The sequence below is a fragment of the Ancylobacter novellus DSM 506 genome (assembly GCF_000092925.1).
In the GTDB taxonomy this organism is placed as follows: Bacteria; Pseudomonadota; Alphaproteobacteria; order Rhizobiales; family Xanthobacteraceae; genus Ancylobacter; species Ancylobacter novellus.
In genome coordinates, this window is record NC_014217.1 from 2,622,678 (window position 1) to 2,638,239 (window position 15,562).

The window sequence follows — 15,562 nt, forward strand, 5'->3', positions numbered from 1 at the left end:
TAAGGCTCGCCTTATAGCCACCCCAGCTCCGGCCCCACCGGCACGATCCCGGTCGGGTTGATGGTCTTGTGGCTCTCGTAATAGTGCCGCTTGATGTGGGTGAGGTTCACCGTCTCGGCCACGCCCGGCAGGGCGTAGAGGCTCTTCAGGAAGCGCGACAGGTTCGGGTAATCCGCGATCCGGCGGATGTTGCACTTGAAGTGGCCGACATAGACCGCGTCGAAGCGGATCAGCGTGGTGAACAGGCGGATGTCGGCCTCGGTGAGCGTCTCGCCCATCAGCCAGGAGCGGCCGGACAGGCGCTCTTCCAGCTCGTCCAGCATGGCGAACAGCGCCCGCACCGCCTCCTCATAGGCCGCCTGCTTCGTCGCGAAGCCGGCCTTGTAGACGCCGTTGTTCACCGCGTCGTAGACGCGGGCGTTGAGCGCGTCGATCTCCGCGTGCAGTTCCTCGGGATAATAGTCGTGGTCGTCGTCGGTGAAGGCGCCGAAGGCGGCGTTGAACATGCGGATGATCTCCGCCGATTCATTGTTCACGACGGTGCCGCGCTTCCTGTCCCACAGCACCGGCACGGTGACGCGGCCGGAGTAGTTGGGCGCGGCGGCGAGGTAGACCTCGTAGAGCCGCTGCTTGCCGAGCACGGTGTCCTCGGTCGCGCCGTCGCTGCGGCGCGCGGCGTGGTCGGCGAAGACCCAGCCTTCCTCGCCCATGAACGGATCGACGACGGAGAAGGAGACCACGCCGTCCAGCTTCTTCAGCTTGCGCATGATCAGCGTGCGGTGCGCCCAGGGGCAGGCATAGGAGACGTAGAGGTGGTAGCGCCCCGCCTCGGCCTCGAAGCCGCCCTCGCCGGTCGGGCCGGGCGTGCCGTCAGCGGTGATCCAGTTGCGGAAGCTGGTGACGGTGCGCACGAAGCGCCCGCCCGTGCTCGCCGTGTCGTACCATTTGTCGACCCACTTGCCTTCGACCAGCAGTCCCATGCGCGCCTCCTTGGCCCCCGGATGGGATACCCCTCCCCCGCGCGGGAGGAAAGGGAAGCGAGGCGGCTCAGAGGCCGCGCAGGAACGCCGCCAGCCGCTCGCCGGCGGCATCCACCGCGTCGACATTGTAGATGCGCAGGTCCGGCGGCGCGTCGAGGGCCGGTTCGCGGGCGAGGCGCGCGGTGACCTCCGCCGTCGTCTCGCGCCCACGCGCGGCGATGCGTTCCGCCAGCACCTCGGCCGGCGCCGTCACATGCACCACCTTCACTTTCGCGAAGCGCGCCCGCGCCTCCTTGATGGCCGCGCGCGAGCCGTTGGCGACCACGGTGCGGCTGGCGGCGATGTCGTCCGCTACCTCCGGCCCCAACGCATAGGAGAGCCCGTTGGCGCGCCAGTGCAGCGGATAGCGGCCGAGCGCGAGGTCGCGGGCGAACTCGGCCTCGTCGAGGGCGACATGGTTCTCGGTGGCGTCCACCGCGCGGGTGATGCGCCGACGGGCGAAGGCGATGTCGGCGCGGGCCGCCAGCGCGGCCCTGGCATAGGCGATCAGCGTGTCCTTGCCGGCGCCGGAAGGCCCGACCACCAGCACCAGCAGGCCCGGCCCCAGCAGCCCGGCCTCGGCCGGCGGACAGTCCGCGCCGGTGCCCGCGCCGGTGCCCGCGCCCCTGCCTTCGCTCACGCCACCCGCTCCCCGTCGCGCCACACCGCGCGCGCCACCGGCGCCGGGCCGGCATCGGCGACGCGAACGATATCCGCCTTCAATCCTTCCGCCAGCCGGCCGCGATCGGCAAGCCCCGCCGCCGCGGCGGGATTGGCGCTGACCATGGCGACCGCCTGCGGCAAGCCGATGCCCTCGACCAGCCCCGGCAGGGCGAAGGCGGCGAGCAGCAGGCTGCCCGGCACATAGTCGGAGGACATGATGTCGAGCACGCCCCGCCGCGCCAGGCTCTCGGCCGCGACATTGCCGGTGTGCGAGCCGCCCCGCACGATGTTCGGCGCGCCCATCAGCACGCGGATGCCGGCGGCATGCGAGCCGTCCGCCGCGCGGTCGGTGGTGGGGAATTCGGCGATGGCGACGCCGTCCTTCACCGCCTCAGTGACGTGCTCGTCGGTGGCGTCGTCATGGCTCGCCAGCGCGATGCCGCGCGCATGCGCCAGCGCCACCAGCCGCGCGCGGTTGGCGCCGGCATGCAGCTTGTGCGACTTCATGCGCTCGGTGACGATGATGTCCATCTCGGCATCCGTCAGGCCGCTCTTCTTCTTGTAATAGCTGCGGAATTTCTCCTCGGTGAGGAATTGCCGCTGGCCGGGCGTATGGTCCATCAGCGAGATCAGGCGCACATCGGTCGCCTCCATCAAAGCTTCCGCATCCTCGACCACGCCGTCCGCCGCCACCTCGCAGCGCAGATGCACATGGTGCTCGGCGCGCAGCAGCCCGGCCTCGCTCGCCTGCCTGATGGTGGCCGTCAGCAGCGGCGCGTCGCCGGCCATCTCGATGGCGCGCTTGTCCGGCCAGACGCGCAGGGAATCGAACACGGTGGTGATGCCGGCGGAGGCGATCGCCGCGTCATAGGCGGTCACCGCGGCGAAGGCGTTCCACATCACCCGCGGGCGCGGATAGAGATGGCCCTCGACATGGTCGGTGTGCAGCTCGACGAAGCCGGGCAGCAGGTAGTCGCCGCCCATGTCCAGCGCCGAGCGCGGCGCCGCGCCCTCGCCGATCTCGGCGATGCGCCCGCCGCGCACCACCAGATGGCCGTGGAGCACTTCGTCGGGCAGCACGAGGCGCGCATTGGCGAACACCGTCTCGGTCATGTCACGTCACACGGCGCCGATGCGCCGCCTCCTTCAAGTCACGCCGCTAGCTTCACGCCGCTTTCGCGAATTCCGTCACGTCGATGATCCGGTCGCACACCGCCTCGCGCACCTCGGCATCGTGGAAGATGCCGAGAATGGCGACGCCGGCCCGCTTCTTCTCCTCGATCAGGCCGATCACCACGGCGCGGTTGGCGGCGTCGAGCGAGGCGGTCGGCTCGTCCATCAGCAGCAGCGGACGATGGGCGATGAGGCCGCGGGCGATGTTCACCCGCTGCTGCTCGCCGCCGGAGAAGGTCGCCGGCGGCAGGCTCCACAGCCGCTCCGGCAGGTTCAGACGGGCCAGCAGCGCGCGCGCCTTCGCCAGCGCTTCCTCACGGTCGACGCCGTCATGGATGAGCGGCTCGGCCACCACGTCGAGGGCGGAGACGCGCGGGATCACCCGCAGGAACTGGCTGACATAGCCCATGGCGGTCTCGCGCAGGCGGATCAGCCGGCGCGGCGCGGCATGAGCCACGTCCACCGTCTCGTCGCCATCGCGCACGAGAATGGCGCCCTGGTCGACGCGGTAATTGCCGTAGACCATCTTGAGCAGCGAGCTCTTGCCCGCGCCCGAAGGCCCGCCCAGCGCCACGCATTCGCCGGCGAACAATTCGAAGCCGGCGCCGGAGACCACCGGCAGCCGCGCTCCGCCGCGCAGATGCAGCACGAAGGTCTTGGCGACGCCGGAGACTTCGAGGATGGGTTCGCTCATCTCGCCCTCACACCGCCAGCACGGAAGAAACCAGCAACTGCGTATAGGGCTCGCGCGGGTCGTCGAGCACCTGGTCGGTGATGCCGGTCTCGATCACCCGGCCCTGCCGCATCACCACCATGCGGTGCGAGAGCAGCCGCGCCACGGCGAGGTCGTGGGTGACGATGATCACGGCGAGGCCGAGATCGGTCACGAGGCCGCGTATGAGGTCGAGGAGGCGCGCCTGCACGGAGACGTCGAGCCCGCCGGTCGGCTCGTCCATGAAGACCAGGCGTGGCCGGGTCACCAGATTTCGCGCAATTTGCAGGCGCTGGCGCATGCCGCCGGAAAAGGCGCGCGGGTCGTCGTCGATGCGGTCGCCGGCGATCTCCACCCGACCGAGCCAGTCCAGCGCTTCCTCGCGGATATTGCCGTAGTGGCGCCAGCCGACCGCCATCAGCCGCTCGCCGACATTGCCGCCGGCCGAGACCGCCATGCGCAGCCCCTCCGCCGGGTTCTGCCGCACGAAGCCCCAGTCGGTGCGCATGAGCAGCCGCCGCTCGGCCGCGCCGAGGCTGGCGAGGTCGGTCAGCGCGCCGTCGCGCAGGCGATAGGAGACGCGGCCCGACATGGGCGCGAGCTCGGTCGAGAGCAGGCTGAGCAGGGTCGACTTGCCGGAACCGGACTCGCCCACCACCGCCAGCACCTCGCCGGGATAGACCTCCAGCGAGACGTCGCGGCAGCCGATGCGGGCGCCGTAATTCTTGGAAAGGCCCTCGGCGACGAGAAGGGGCTGCTCGCTCATGATCGGCTCTCCGTACGGCCCAGTCCGATGTAGCTGCCGGAGCGAACGGTGCCGGTCTGGGCGATTTCTTCCCGGCCCTCACCCGCAAGAGGGCCGTCATGGCCGGGCTTGACCCGGCCATCCACGTCTTGGACCGGGCGCGCCGACGGAGCCGCGTGGATGCCCGGATCAAGTCCGGGCATGACGTGGTTCTGGATGGTACCGGCCGGCACGCCCATCTCGCCGCGATGCCCCGCTTCCTGCCGCGTGTTGCAGAAATCGGTGTCGGAGCAGACGAACATCCGTCCGCCCTTGTCGTCGAGGATCACCTCGTCGAGATAGACGCCCGTAGCCCCGCACAGCGCGCAAGGCTTGGCGAAGCGCTGCACCTTGAACGGGTGGTCCTCGAAATCGAGCGAGCGCACCCGCGTGTGCGGCGGGATGGCGTAGATGCGCTTCTCGCGCCCCGCGCCGAAGAGCTGCAGCGCCGGGCTGTCGTCCATCTTCGGGTTGTCGAATTTCGGGATCGGCGAGGGATCCATCACATAGCGCCCGGCGACCTCGACCGGATAGGCATAGGTCGTGGCGATGTGGCCGTGCCGGGCGATGTCCTCGTAGAGCTTCACATGCATCAGGCCGTATTCGGCCAGCGCGTGCAGCTGGCGCGTCTCGGTCTCGCGCGGCTCGAGGAAGCGTAAGGGTTCGGGGATCGGCACCTGATAGACCAGGATCTGGTCTTCCCTGAGCTTCGTCTCGGGAATGCGGTGGCGGGTCTGGATCACCGTCGCTTCCGTGGTGGACGTCGTGGTCGCCACCCGCGCGGTCTTCTCGAAGAAGCCGCGGATCGCCACGGCATTCGTCGTGTCGTCCGCCCCCTGGTCGATGACCTTCAGCACATCGTCACGGCCGAGCACGGCGGCGGTGACCTGCACGCCCCCCGTTCCCCAGCCATAGGGCATGGGCATCTCGCGCGCGGCGAAGGGCACCTGATAGCCGGGCACGGCGATCGCCTTCAGGATCGCCCGGCGGATCATCCGCTTCGTCTGCTCGTCGAGATAGGCGAAGTTGTAGGTGATCTCCGGCATGTCGCCGACATCGCTGGCGCTCATTCCGCGGCCTCCTTCATCTCCGCCTCATGTTCGGCCCGCATGCGGCGGACCAGGTCGAGCTCGGCCTGGAAGTCGACATAGTGCGGCAGCTTCAGATGCTCGACGAAGCCGGTCGCCTGCACGTTGTCGCAATGGGAGAGGACGAACTCCTCGTCCTGCGCCGGCGCGCCCTGCTCCTCGCCGAGCTCCTTCCAGCGCAGCGCCCGCTCGACCAGCGCCATGGACATGGCCTTGCGCTCGCACTGGCCGAAGACGAGGCCGTAGCCGCGGGTGAACTGCGGCGGCACCTCGGCCGAGCCCTTGAACTGGTTGACCATCTGGCACTCGGTGACCTGCACCGTGCCGAGCGAGACCTCGAAGCCGAGCTCCGGCACGTCGAAGATCACCTCGACGTCGCCGAAGCGGATCTCGCCGACGAAGGGATGCGAGCGGGCATAGCCGCGCTGGGTGGAATAGCCGAGCGCCAGCAGGTAGCCCTCGTCGCCCCGCGCCAGCGTCTGGAGACGGGTCGCCCGGTCGACCGGATAAGCGACCGGCGCGCGGGTGATGTCGAAGGGCTCGGCGCCGTCGTCGGCGGGGGAGGCCTCGATCAGCCCCTCCTGCCCCAGCAGGTCGGTCACGCGCGGCATCGCCACCGGTGCGGCCGGGATGTCACCGATGTCACCGGAAACGCGACCGCTTGCCACCGGTGACTCACCGGAAATGTCACCATTTTCGCCACCACCCAGCGAGGTATCCAGCAACCTGTGAGTATAGTCGAAGGTCGGCCCGAGGAGCTGCCCGCCCGGCAGGTCCTTGAAGGTCGCCGAGACCCGCCGGCGCACCAGCATGCTAGAGGTATCGAGGGGTTGCGCATTGCCGAAGCGCGGCAGCGTGGTGCGGAAGGCGCGGATGAGGAAGATCGCCTCGATCAGGTCGCCGCGCGCCTGCTTCACCGCGAGGCTGGCGAGCTCGATGTCGTAGAGCGAGCCTTCCGCCATGACGCGATCCACCGCGAGCGTGAGCTGCGCGGCGATCTGGTCGAGCCCGATGGAGGGCAGATTCTCGTTTCCGCGCCGACGCTTAGCTAGAAGCGCGTGCGCGTTGCGGATGGCCTTCTCGCCGCCCTTGGCCGCCACATACATCGGCTCAGCCCTCCCTGACCGTCACGGAACGCGGCAGCCCGGCGACCCCGCCGGGGCCGGCGAGCAAGAGGTCGACCCCGCGCGGGAACAGCGCCCGGTTCGCCGCCATGCGGGCGACGAAATCCCCCGGCAGCTGCGCCGCGCCGAAGGGCGTTTGTCCTTTGATTCCAGGCCCTTCGAGGATGAAACGAGCATCGCTGAAGCCGGCGACCTGCACGATCAACGTGGCGGAAGCGTCGGGGAATTCCGGCGAGCCCTGCGGAAAGGCGCTGAAATCCGGCATCTCCAGCGGATCGGAAAGGATCGCGAACCGCGCCTCGCCAGGCTCGTCGAGAATCGCCGCGCCGGTGTGGAAACGCAGGAAATCCGCCACTTCCGGCACTGCGGCCAGCGTCGCGTCAAGCCAGAGCGGCGTCTCGTAATCGCACAGCGCCAGCGCCAGCGCCGCCGCCTCGGGCGAGAGCGGCGCGGGCGGGGCGAGATCGGTCGCGAGCGCCTCGACCCGGCCGGGCCGGGCCAGCGCCCACATGGCAGCGCGGAAGGCGGCCTGCGACTCGCCGACCGGATCGTCGAAGCCGCGTGCAAGTACCTGAGCGGACATCTCAATCCTCCCCGCGCACGAGGGTGAAGAAGTCGACCTTGGTCGCCGCCGTCTCGGCCCGCGCCTCGGCCGCCTCGGCCTCGAGCCGCGCCTTCAGCGGCGCCAGCGCAACTTCGACCGCGTCGCGCCGCTCCTCGTCCTGCCATAGCGCGTCGATGATCGCCGCCACTCGGGCAGCACCGACGTCGCGGCCGAGCCGGTAGGCGAAGCCGGTGGCGCCGCCTTCCAGATGCACCGCCGCCCGGCTCACCGTCGCCTCGCCGAGGTTGAACGGCGCGCCGTCGCCGCCGGTCCGCCCGCGCAGCATGACGAGGCCGGTCTCGGTGGGGCGCAGGTCGGAAGCCGCGGGAATCGGCGCCAGTTGCGCCAGAATGGCGTCGAGCTCGGCGGCGCCCGCCCGTGCCAGCAGCGCCATCGCGGCCTGCCGGGCGGCGCGCAAGTCGCTGCCGTCGTTCAGATTTTTCTTCAGAGCCTGCATCGGGGATCCGGAACGCGCCGCGCGTCGAGCCTGTTTACTTGTCGGCGGATTTGTATAATCATCTATACAAATAGGCAAGCGCGGTTTTCACCGGACGACGCAAATATGAGCGATACCGACGACAGCGCAGTGACGGCATGGAGCGAGGCCGAGCCCGGCGACGACGTTGCCCGCGGCACCGGCGTCGCCCTGTGGAAGCAGATCGCCGAGCGCATCGAGGCCGACATCGTCGAGGGCCGCCTCGCCCCCGGCATGCGCCTGCCGACCGAGATGGAATTGGCCGAGCGCTTCGGCGTGAACCGCCACACGCTGCGCCGCGCGCTCGCCATGCTCACCGAGCGCCGGCTGATCGAGGCGACGCCCGGCCGCGGCACCTTCGTCAAGGAGCCGCCGATCCGCTACCCGATCGGCCCGCGCACCCGCTTCTCCGAGATCGTCGCGCGCGAGGGCCGCGCGCCGAGCGGCCGGCTCATCGGCTCGCGCATCGAGCCGGCGAGCGCGGAGATCGCCGAGGCGCTGCATCTTCCCATGGGGGCGGATGTGCTCCGGGTCGACCTGCTCCGCGAGGCGGACGGCGTGCCGATCACCATCGCCTCGCACTGGTACGATGCCGAGCGCTGCCGCGACCTCGACCTCCTCCTCGCCGCCACCGGCTCGGTGACGCGGGCGCTGGAGACGCTCGGCCTCGGCGACTACCGCCGGTTGGAGACGCGCATCACCGCCCGCCCCGCCGACGAGGAGGAGCGCCGCCGGCTCAGCCTGCCGGCGGGCCGCGTGGTCATGGTGGTGGAATCCATCAATGGCGACGCGCAGCGCCGGCCGATCCAGTATACGCGGGCGCGATTCTGCTCCGACCGCGTGCAGCTGATAGTGAAGAACTGACAGGACGTCCGATGGCCCGCCTCACCTCTCCCGAACAGCTCCGCGCGCTCTATGCGAGCCCGCGCGAGCGCAGCCGGCGCAAGGTGCTGCCAGTGCTGGATCCGCATTGCCGAACCTTCATCGGCCTGTCACCGCTGGTGATGCTGGCGAGCTTCGGCGCCGACAGGCGGGCCGACGTCACCCCGCGCGGCGACGCGCCGGGCTTCGTTCAGGTCGAGGATGCCGGCACGCTGCTGCTGCCCGACCGGCCGGGCAACAACCGGCTGGACACGCTCACCAATCTGCTCGCCAATCCGGCGATCGGCCTGCTGTTCCTCATCCCCGGCGTCGACGAGACGCTACGCGTCAATGGCCGCGCCTTCATCCATGACGATGCGGACCTTCTCGCCCGCTTCGAGGTGGACGGCCGCCTCCCCGTCACTGTGCTGCGCGTCGAGGTCGAGGAAGCCTATCTGCACTGCGCCAAGGCGTTCATGCGCTCGCACGCCTGGGATGCGTCGCACTTCATCGAGCGGGCGCGCCTGCCGTCGATGGGCGAGATGCTGCGCGACCAGCTCAACCTCGCGACCGCGGAGACGCAGGCCGAGATGCTGGAGCGCTACAAAGCGACGCTCTACTGAAGGTCTGACGCGGAATCCGGTTCGGCGGGCACTTCCCACCCTCTCGCCCTCATGGCCAGGCTTGACCCGGCCACCCGGTGACCGGGCGCACTTGGTCCCCCTAGGTCCGCGGGTCAAGCCCGCGGATGAGGGAAAATGGAAAAGCGGGCGGAGTCTGACAGCGCGCCGGGCTAGGCCCGCTACCTCGCCAGCATCCGGTTCTTGATCAGCCCGACGACGATCTGCACGATCGCACCGGCGACGCCGCCGCCGACGAGCTGGCCGGCCAGCGCGGCGATGTCGATCCCCGCGCTCGTGTCGCCAGTGGCGCCGCCCATGAGCGCGCCCAGCAATTGCCCGCCGCCGACGCCGCCTATGGCGCCGGCGATCAGGTTGCCGATATTGCCGAGATCGCTGTCCTTGACGAGCTTGCCGCCGGCCGTGCCGCCGATCGCGCCGCCCACGAGCTGTGCGATGAGAGCTTCGAGCATGTCGAACGTCCTCCCCAACCCCCGTCCGGCAAATATACCAGAACGGACCGAGAAGAAAACGGCCTGAGATCTCGCGCGACTATTGCCTCTTCCGCTGCGAAAATGAGCCGACGCTTCCGCGAATATTACATCATTCCCGCCAGATCACCTGCGGACCGATATCCGCCAGCGTGCGGCAGCCCGCGAGCACCATCGCCACCTCGAGCTCGCATCGGAGAAGATGCAGCACATGGGCGACGCCGGCCGGGCCGGCCACCGCCAGCCCGTAGAGACAGGGCCGGCCGACCATCACCGCCGAGGCGCCGAGCGCCAGCGCCTTCAGCACGTCGGTGCCGCGGCGGATGCCGCCATCCATCAGCACCGGCACGCGCCCCGCGACCTGCTGCAACACCGCCGGCAGCACGTCGAGGCTCGCCGGCATGGTGTCGAGCACCCGCCCGCCATGGTTGGAGACGACGATGCCGTCGGCGCCGTGGCCGATCGCCAGCTCCGCATCCTCCGGCGCCATGATGCCCTTCAAGAGGATCGGCAGACGGGCGATGGAGCGCAGCCACGCGATGTCCGCCCAGCGCGCGGTCACGTCGAGATAGCCGCGGAACATCAGGCTCTCGCCCAGCGCCGCCTCGGCGACGTAATCCGTGTGCAGCCCGCGCGTATTGGCGTGCTCGGAGAGCTTGGGCGGCTCGTAGCCGGCGCGCTGCTCGCGGTTGCGCGGGCTGAAGACGGGAGCATCGACTGTCACCACCAGCGCGCCATAGCCCGCCGTCTCGGCGCGGCGCACCAGCTCGGCGGTGAAGCCGCGGTCGTGCTGGATATAGAGCTGGAACCACAGCGGCGTAGGCGCGGCCATGCGGCGCGACGCCTGCGCGATCTCCTCCAGCGTGAGGTCGGATTCGGTGCTTACCACCATGCCGGCCCTCGCCCCGCCCGCCCCGACCACGGTGGCGATCTCGGCCTCCGGCGTGGCGAGGCGGTGATGCGCGGTCGGCGCCAGCAGGATCGGATAGTCGAAGGCCTGGCCGAACAGCGTCAGTCCGGTGCCACCGCCGCTGAAGTCGCCGAGCACGCGCGTCCTCAGCTTCAGCCGGTCGAAGGCCTCGCGGTTCCAGCGGATGGTGATCTCGTCCGCCGCGCCGCCAGAATAATAGGCCCACGCTTCGGGGCTCAGGCACTCGCGCGCCAGCCTCTCATAGTCGTCCACCGCCACCACGCCGGCGGGGATCTCGTAGCTTCTCGTCATGCGGTCCCCGAATGCCCCGGCTCCTCATCACCCTCTGTCGCGCATCCCTGCCTGGCTTCATAATCCTTTGCCGGGCGTCATGCAGCATCGGGGACGTACCAACGGGCCATTAACCGCGCGGCCCTATGCTGCGGACGGGGCGCCGACCGGCGGCGAAGCGAGGGCACGAGGCGATGGACGAGAGCGAGCGCTCATCCGGCGACACGCCCGGCCTGTCGCTGCGCGAGGCCATCCGCGCGGCGCGGGTGGAAGCCGCCGAGCGCACGGGCGTCATCGTCGAGCTGCGCGACGCCAGCCTCGCCCGGCTCTCCATGCTCAACGAGTTGCTCGACCCGATCTTCGCCGATGTGCCGCTGGAGCATGCCGACCTGTTCGACCGCGGGCTGATGCCCGGCGAGACGCCGCGCCTCTTCGTCGACATGGTCGCGCATATCGCGCTCGGCCGCGACCGCCGCACCTACCGTTTCCTGCAGGACACGCGCTCGGGCCGGCGCGTGCTGGCCGAGAGCACCAACCCGCACGACATCGTCGACGCGGTGACCCGCTACATCGCCCGCCGGCTCATCGCCCGCGAGCAGGCCATGGTCGCGGTGCAGGCGCCGCCGGAAACCGAGCCGCATCCGGCATCGCACCATCCCGCCGCCGCGCCGGCGCAGCCGCCGCGCGGCCGGGGACGCGGCTTCGGGTTCTTCTTCCTGGGGCTGGTGATCGGCGCCCTCGCCGTGCTGGCGCTCTTGGTGCTCAACCCGGAATTCAGCGTCCGCTGATCGCCTCGGTGAGCACACGCACGGTGCGCGTCGCCACGTTCGCCTCGCCGCGCTGGAAGCCGCGGGCCTCCAGCGTGCAGCGCCACGGAAACGCCGCGTCGATCCGCTCGATGCGGTAGAGGTGGTAGCCGCCCGGCCAATGGCGGTCGTCCGGCCCGGCGGCGAAGGACGGCGCCTCCACCACCGGGATCAGCCCGGAATGCGGGCCGGGCAGCATCTCCACCATCGGCACATGGTCGTGGCCGCAGATGATCAGCTCGGCGCCATGGCGGGCGAACACCTCGCGCACCGCCTCCTCGTCGATCAGCCGCTTGTGGCCGGCGCGCCAGCCGCAGGGCGGATGATGGATCATGACGACGCGGAACAGCCCCTCGGCGGCGAGTTCGTCCAGCACCTTGCCGAGCCGCGCACGCTGCGCCTTGCCGACCTTGCCGGTCGCCATGAAGGGGTGGGTGGGCACGGCGGTCGAGACGCCGATGAGCGCCACGCCGTCGCGCCGGCGCACGAAGGGGAAGGCCTCCTCGGCGGTGACGTCGCCGTTCACCCCGTCGCCGCGCATATAGTCGCCCCAGTTGAGCAGCGAGTGATGCGCGGTGGAGCGGACATAGGCGTCGTGATTGCCGGGAACCACCGTCACGTCATGGCCGTCGCCGAGCGAGCGCAGGAAGTTCAGCCCGGTGGCGAATTCGGCGGCGAGGCCGACATTCACGAGGTCGCCGGTGACCGCGATGTGGTCCGGCGCCATCGCCTTGATGTCGGCCACCAGCAGGTCGATGGTGGCGATGTTGAATCGGTGCTGGCGCCCGCGCCGCCAGTTGATCACGCCCAGCGCCCGCTTGCCGGCGAGCTCGGCGAAGCGCGCGCGGGGAAGCGGTCCCAGATGGGCGTCGGTGACATGGGCAAGGACAAACACGGGGGCTTCCTTACCAGCCCGGGGGCGGAGATGGAAAGCTCCCCCAGCGGCAGCCCGCCGACGCCGATGCCGGCCTCGCGCCGGCTGCTGGTGCGCCTGCTGCACGGCTGGGGCCGGCTGACCCGCGGCATGACGCTCGGCGTGCGCGCGGTAGTGATCAACGAGGACGGCGCCGTCCTGCTGCTGCGCCATACCTATGTACCTGGCTGGCACCTGCCGGGCGGCGCGGTCGACCCCGGCGAGACTATCGAGGCGGCGGTCATTCGCGAGCTGTTCGAGGAGACCGCCGTCATCCCCGCCGCCCCGCCGCGGCTGCACGGGCTGATGCTCAACCTGCATCTGGGCGCACGCGACCATGTGGCGGTCTATGTGGTCGACTGCTTCACGCAAGCGCCGCCGCGCGTGCCCAATCGCGAGATCGCCGAGATCGGCTTCTTTCCACCCGGCGCCCTGCCCGAGGCGACCTCGCCCGCGACGCGCCGGCGCATCGTCGAGGTGCTCACTGGCGCCCCTGCCGCCGCGCTATGGTGAGCGCCCGCGCGATTGCCGCTTCCGGTTGAGCCTAAGACCCGTTACCTTTTACCGTTCATGGGTGGGGAGCATCCGCCAACACTGGGGCAAGTAAGGCCTTGCAACTGGCGGGCGGGTGTCGCGGGCGGAACCTTTTGCTCTCTCCCGACCTAGACGAACGTGCGGAAGGTACGTGTCGTGAGCGAGGATGCCGGAGTATCGGACCGCCTGCTGTCGGTGATGAGCACCTTCATCGCCGAGCTGAACGGTCCGCTCGACTGGCGCCGCGCCCTTGCCGGCCTGATGCCGCGGCTTGCGGCCGAGCTCGAGCTCAGCCGCGTCGCCCTTTTCGAGGTGCATACCTCGCCCGGTGCCGGCCTCGGCGTCACCTGCCGCGTCGACTGGGCGCGCGTCGGTCTTGCCTCCCTCGCCGACAACACCCACCCGCCGGTGCGTCCCGTCGATGCCGACGCCCGCCAGCGCGACTGGGCCGAGCGACGCACGCGGGGCGAGGTGATCGAAGGACGGACCGAGGACCTCGACGGCTATCTCGGCGCCTTCTTCCGCGCCGCCGGCATCGTCAGCTTCTACACCGTGCCGGTGATGGTGGAAGGGCGCTGGTGGGGTCATTTTTGCCTGAGCTCCGACGACCGTGACAGGGCCTGGAGCAAGGAGGAGCGCACCGCCTTCAAGGCCTGCGCGGGACTGATCGCGCTGGCGGTGGAGCGCTCGCGCGCCGGCCGCGCGCTCAGCGAGGCGACGCGCCTCGCCATGCTCTCCGCCGCACTCGACGCCATCGTCACCGTCGACGAGGCCGGACAGATCGTCGACTTCAATCCCGCCGCCGAGGCCATGTTCCATTACAGGCGGGAGCAGGTGATCGGCCGCTCGCTCGGCGAGACCATCGTGCCGCCGAGCCTGCGGAGTGCGCATCTCAGTGGCATGACGCGCTACATGTCGGGCGCGGCGCCGCACATTTTGGGGCGGCGGATCGAAATCCAGGCCTGCACCTCCGAGGGCGATGTCTTCCCGGTCGAGCTCGCCATCACCGAAATCCGTACCGAGCACCGTCGCCTGTTCACCGCCTATCTGCGCGACATCTCCGACCGGGTCCGCGCCAATGAGGCACTGGAGCGGCTCGCCTATACCGACACCGTCACCGAGCTGCCGAACCGCGCCGGCCTGGTGCGCCTCGTCGATGCGGAAGGGCGCGAGCCGGCGGGTGCGCTGGTGATGCGGCTGCCCGACCTCGCCATTCTCTCAGCCAGCCTTGGCGAGGACTTCATCGGGCCGCTGATGGTGACGCTGGCCAATCGGCTGCGCGCACATCTGCCGGCGGACGCGCAGCTCGCCCGCACCGGCGAATGCGAGCTGGCGCTCATCCTTGCCGACCATGGCGAGCCGGAAGCGCTCGGCGCCGAGATCGAGGCGCTGCTCCACGCGCCGCTGGAGAGCGAGGGCCGTCGCTTCTACCTGCGCGCCGAGATCGGCATCGCCACCGGGCCGGGGCGGGTCGAGCAGATCCTGCGCAATGCCGAGATGGCTTCGCGCGCCAATCGCAGCGGGCGCTGGCGGGTGTTCGACGAATCCCTGCGCGCCGATCATCAGCATCGGCTCACTCTCGAGAACGCGCTGCGCGAGGCGGTGACGAACCGCTCCGACGAGCTCTATCCGGTATTCCAGCCCATGGTCGACAGCCGCACCGGCAAGGTGGCCGGCTTCGAGGCGCTCGCCCGCTGGGAGCACCCCAGGATCGGCCCGGTGCCGCCGGCCGACTTCATCCCGCTCGCCGAAGCCGTGGGGTTGATGGACCGGCTCGGCGACCTGATCATGGACCGGGCGGTGAAGGCCTGCGCCCGCTGGAACGCCGGCCGGCGCGCAAGCGGAGCGCCGCTGCGTTACGTCTCGGTCAATCTCGCGGCGCCGCAGCTCGCCGCACCCGATCTCGCCACGCGCATCGCCGCCATCCTTGCCCGCCACGGCGTCAGGGGCGAAGAGGTGCGGCTCGAACTCACCGAGAGCGCCCTCCTCGCCCAGCCCGCCGCGGCGGCCAATGTGCTGCAGCAGCTGAAAGCGCTCGGCTGCTCGACCGCAATCGACGATTTCGGCACCGGCTATTCCAGCTTCAGCTATCTCCAGCACCTTCCCGTGGACGTGCTGAAGATCGACCGCTCCTTCATGCCCGACCTCGCGCAGGAGCCTCGGGCTCGAAAGATCGTGGCGGTGATGGTGGACCTCGCCCATGCGCTCGGTATGTCGGTGGTGGCGGAGGGCATCGAGCTGCCCGAGACGCTGCGCGAGGTGGAAGCGATCGGCTGCGACTTCGTGCAGGGCTTTCTCACCGGCCGGCCGATGCGCTTCGAGGACGCGCTCGTCCATCCGGACGGCATCACCTGGCCATCGAGCCAGCTGCGCAACGACGCCGCCGGCAAGGTTGCATCCGCCGTAGCGGCGGACACACGCCGTTCGGCTCCGTAAGCGCCCCCTCTGGTCACGGCGGATGCCGCGTCCCATATCGCTGGGCGGGTCACAAGCT

General features: G+C 70.0%; 16 protein-coding genes and 1 pseudogene. 5 read left to right on the forward strand and 12 right to left on the reverse strand.

All coding sequences use genetic code 11. The features are described 5' to 3' along the window. Positions 1-11: 11 nt before the first annotated feature. From SNOV_RS12475 to phnG, 9 genes and pseudogenes are all read right to left on the reverse strand, one after another. Positions 12-980 carry a glutathione S-transferase family protein gene (locus SNOV_RS12475; RefSeq protein ID WP_013167299.1) on the reverse strand — a complete coding sequence of 323 codons (969 nt, stop codon included), beginning with the start codon at positions 978-980 and terminating at the stop codon, positions 12-14. Positions 981-1,047: 67 nt separating this feature from the next. Beyond that, a complete protein-coding gene (gene phnN, locus SNOV_RS12480) occupies positions 1,048-1,659 on the reverse strand; it encodes a phosphonate metabolism protein/1,5-bisphosphokinase (PRPP-forming) PhnN (protein ID WP_013167300.1) in 612 nt (203 codons plus the stop codon). Continuing rightward, positions 1,656-2,795: an alpha-D-ribose 1-methylphosphonate 5-triphosphate diphosphatase gene (locus tag SNOV_RS12485; protein ID WP_013167301.1), complete on the reverse strand. Its 1,140-nt coding sequence runs from the start codon at positions 2,793-2,795 to the stop codon at positions 1,656-1,658. The genes phnN and SNOV_RS12485 overlap by 4 nt, the downstream gene beginning before the upstream one ends. A gap of 52 nt (positions 2,796-2,847) precedes the next feature. Further along, on the reverse strand, positions 2,848-3,549 hold the full coding sequence (gene phnL / locus SNOV_RS12490) for a phosphonate C-P lyase system protein PhnL (RefSeq protein WP_013167302.1): 702 nt from the start codon (positions 3,547-3,549) through the stop codon (positions 2,848-2,850). A 7-nt stretch (positions 3,550-3,556) separates the two neighbouring features. Continuing rightward, the gene (gene phnK, locus SNOV_RS12495) at positions 3,557-4,333 is read right to left on the reverse strand and encodes a phosphonate C-P lyase system protein PhnK (protein WP_013167303.1); all 777 of its coding nucleotides are present in this window, start codon (positions 4,331-4,333) and stop codon (positions 3,557-3,559) included. Positions 4,334-4,536: 203 nt separating this feature from the next. After that, positions 4,537-5,421: pseudogene (locus tag SNOV_RS12500) on the reverse strand (alpha-D-ribose 1-methylphosphonate 5-phosphate C-P-lyase PhnJ); the annotation flags it as partial. Next, positions 5,418-6,545: a carbon-phosphorus lyase complex subunit gene (locus SNOV_RS12505; protein ID WP_013167305.1), complete on the reverse strand. Its 1,128-nt coding sequence runs from the start codon at positions 6,543-6,545 to the stop codon at positions 5,418-5,420. The gene SNOV_RS12505 and the pseudogene SNOV_RS12500, both read right to left, overlap by 4 nt. Before the next feature lie 4 nt (positions 6,546-6,549). Further along, positions 6,550-7,146 carry a phosphonate C-P lyase system protein PhnH gene (gene phnH, locus SNOV_RS12510; RefSeq protein ID WP_013167306.1) on the reverse strand — a complete coding sequence of 199 codons (597 nt, stop codon included), beginning with the start codon at positions 7,144-7,146 and terminating at the stop codon, positions 6,550-6,552. 1 nt (position 7,147) lies between these two features. Next, a complete protein-coding gene (gene phnG / locus SNOV_RS12515; RefSeq protein WP_013167307.1) occupies positions 7,148-7,624 on the reverse strand; it encodes a phosphonate C-P lyase system protein PhnG in 477 nt (158 codons plus the stop codon). Between the two features lie 105 nt (positions 7,625-7,729). On the opposite strand from phnG, the gene phnF reads away from it, so the two are divergent. Both phnF and SNOV_RS12525 read left to right on the forward strand, forming a co-directional pair. Beyond that, entirely contained in the window at positions 7,730-8,506 is a 777-nt protein-coding gene (gene phnF / locus SNOV_RS12520) for a phosphonate metabolism transcriptional regulator PhnF (protein ID WP_013167308.1), read from the forward strand. Between the two features lie 11 nt (positions 8,507-8,517). Continuing rightward, the gene (locus tag SNOV_RS12525; protein WP_013167309.1) at positions 8,518-9,126 is read left to right on the forward strand and encodes a pyridoxamine 5'-phosphate oxidase family protein; all 609 of its coding nucleotides are present in this window, start codon (positions 8,518-8,520) and stop codon (positions 9,124-9,126) included. 179 nt (positions 9,127-9,305) lie between these two features. On the opposite strand, the gene SNOV_RS12530 is transcribed toward SNOV_RS12525, so the two are convergent. Beyond that, entirely contained in the window at positions 9,306-9,596 is a 291-nt protein-coding gene (locus SNOV_RS12530; RefSeq protein WP_013167310.1) for a hypothetical protein, read from the reverse strand. A gap of 130 nt (positions 9,597-9,726) precedes the next feature. Continuing rightward, positions 9,727-10,836 carry an alpha-hydroxy acid oxidase gene (locus SNOV_RS12535; RefSeq protein WP_013167311.1) on the reverse strand — a complete coding sequence of 370 codons (1,110 nt, stop codon included), beginning with the start codon at positions 10,834-10,836 and terminating at the stop codon, positions 9,727-9,729. 173 nt (positions 10,837-11,009) lie between these two features. Here SNOV_RS12535 and SNOV_RS12540 point away from each other — a divergent pair, with 173 nt between their 5' ends. Then, positions 11,010-11,603, forward strand: coding sequence for a hypothetical protein (locus tag SNOV_RS12540; RefSeq protein WP_013167312.1), 594 nt, complete (start codon positions 11,010-11,012; stop codon positions 11,601-11,603). Here the strand turns inward: SNOV_RS12540 and SNOV_RS12545 are convergent. After that, a complete protein-coding gene (locus SNOV_RS12545; protein WP_013167313.1) occupies positions 11,590-12,516 on the reverse strand; it encodes a metallophosphoesterase family protein in 927 nt (308 codons plus the stop codon). The two genes, SNOV_RS12540 and SNOV_RS12545, sit on opposite strands and share 14 nt — an antisense overlap. Positions 12,517-12,546: 30 nt before the next feature. Here SNOV_RS12545 and SNOV_RS12550 point away from each other — a divergent pair, with 30 nt between their 5' ends. Further along, positions 12,547-13,047, forward strand: coding sequence for an NUDIX domain-containing protein (locus SNOV_RS12550; protein WP_013167314.1), 501 nt, complete (start codon positions 12,547-12,549; stop codon positions 13,045-13,047). A 177-nt stretch (positions 13,048-13,224) separates the two neighbouring features. Next, entirely contained in the window at positions 13,225-15,504 is a 2,280-nt protein-coding gene (locus SNOV_RS12560) for a putative bifunctional diguanylate cyclase/phosphodiesterase (RefSeq protein ID WP_013167315.1), read from the forward strand. Positions 15,505-15,562: the final 58 nt, after the last annotated feature.

Coding starts and splice junctions, on each gene's coding strand:
- SNOV_RS12475 (WP_013167299.1), bottom strand. CDS start 980: ATGGGACTGCTGGTCGAAGGCAAGTGGGTCGACAAATGGTACGACACG.
- SNOV_RS12485 (WP_013167301.1), bottom strand. CDS start 2,795: ATGACCGAGACGGTGTTCGCCAATGCGCGCCTCGTGCTGCCCGACGAA.
- phnL (WP_013167302.1), bottom strand. CDS start 3,549: ATGAGCGAACCCATCCTCGAAGTCTCCGGCGTCGCCAAGACCTTCGTG.
- phnK (WP_013167303.1), bottom strand. CDS start 4,333: ATGAGCGAGCAGCCCCTTCTCGTCGCCGAGGGCCTTTCCAAGAATTAC.
- SNOV_RS12505 (WP_013167305.1), bottom strand. CDS start 6,545: ATGTATGTGGCGGCCAAGGGCGGCGAGAAGGCCATCCGCAACGCGCAC.
- phnH (WP_013167306.1), bottom strand. CDS start 7,146: ATGTCCGCTCAGGTACTTGCACGCGGCTTCGACGATCCGGTCGGCGAG.
- phnG (WP_013167307.1), bottom strand. CDS start 7,624: ATGCAGGCTCTGAAGAAAAATCTGAACGACGGCAGCGACTTGCGCGCC.
- phnF (WP_013167308.1), top strand. CDS start 7,730: ATGAGCGATACCGACGACAGCGCAGTGACGGCATGGAGCGAGGCCGAG.
- SNOV_RS12525 (WP_013167309.1), top strand. CDS start 8,518: ATGGCCCGCCTCACCTCTCCCGAACAGCTCCGCGCGCTCTATGCGAGC.
- SNOV_RS12530 (WP_013167310.1), bottom strand. CDS start 9,596: ATGCTCGAAGCTCTCATCGCACAGCTCGTGGGCGGCGCGATCGGCGGC.
- SNOV_RS12535 (WP_013167311.1), bottom strand. CDS start 10,836: ATGACGAGAAGCTACGAGATCCCCGCCGGCGTGGTGGCGGTGGACGAC.
- SNOV_RS12540 (WP_013167312.1), top strand. CDS start 11,010: ATGGACGAGAGCGAGCGCTCATCCGGCGACACGCCCGGCCTGTCGCTG.
- SNOV_RS12550 (WP_013167314.1), top strand. CDS start 12,547: ATGGAAAGCTCCCCCAGCGGCAGCCCGCCGACGCCGATGCCGGCCTCG.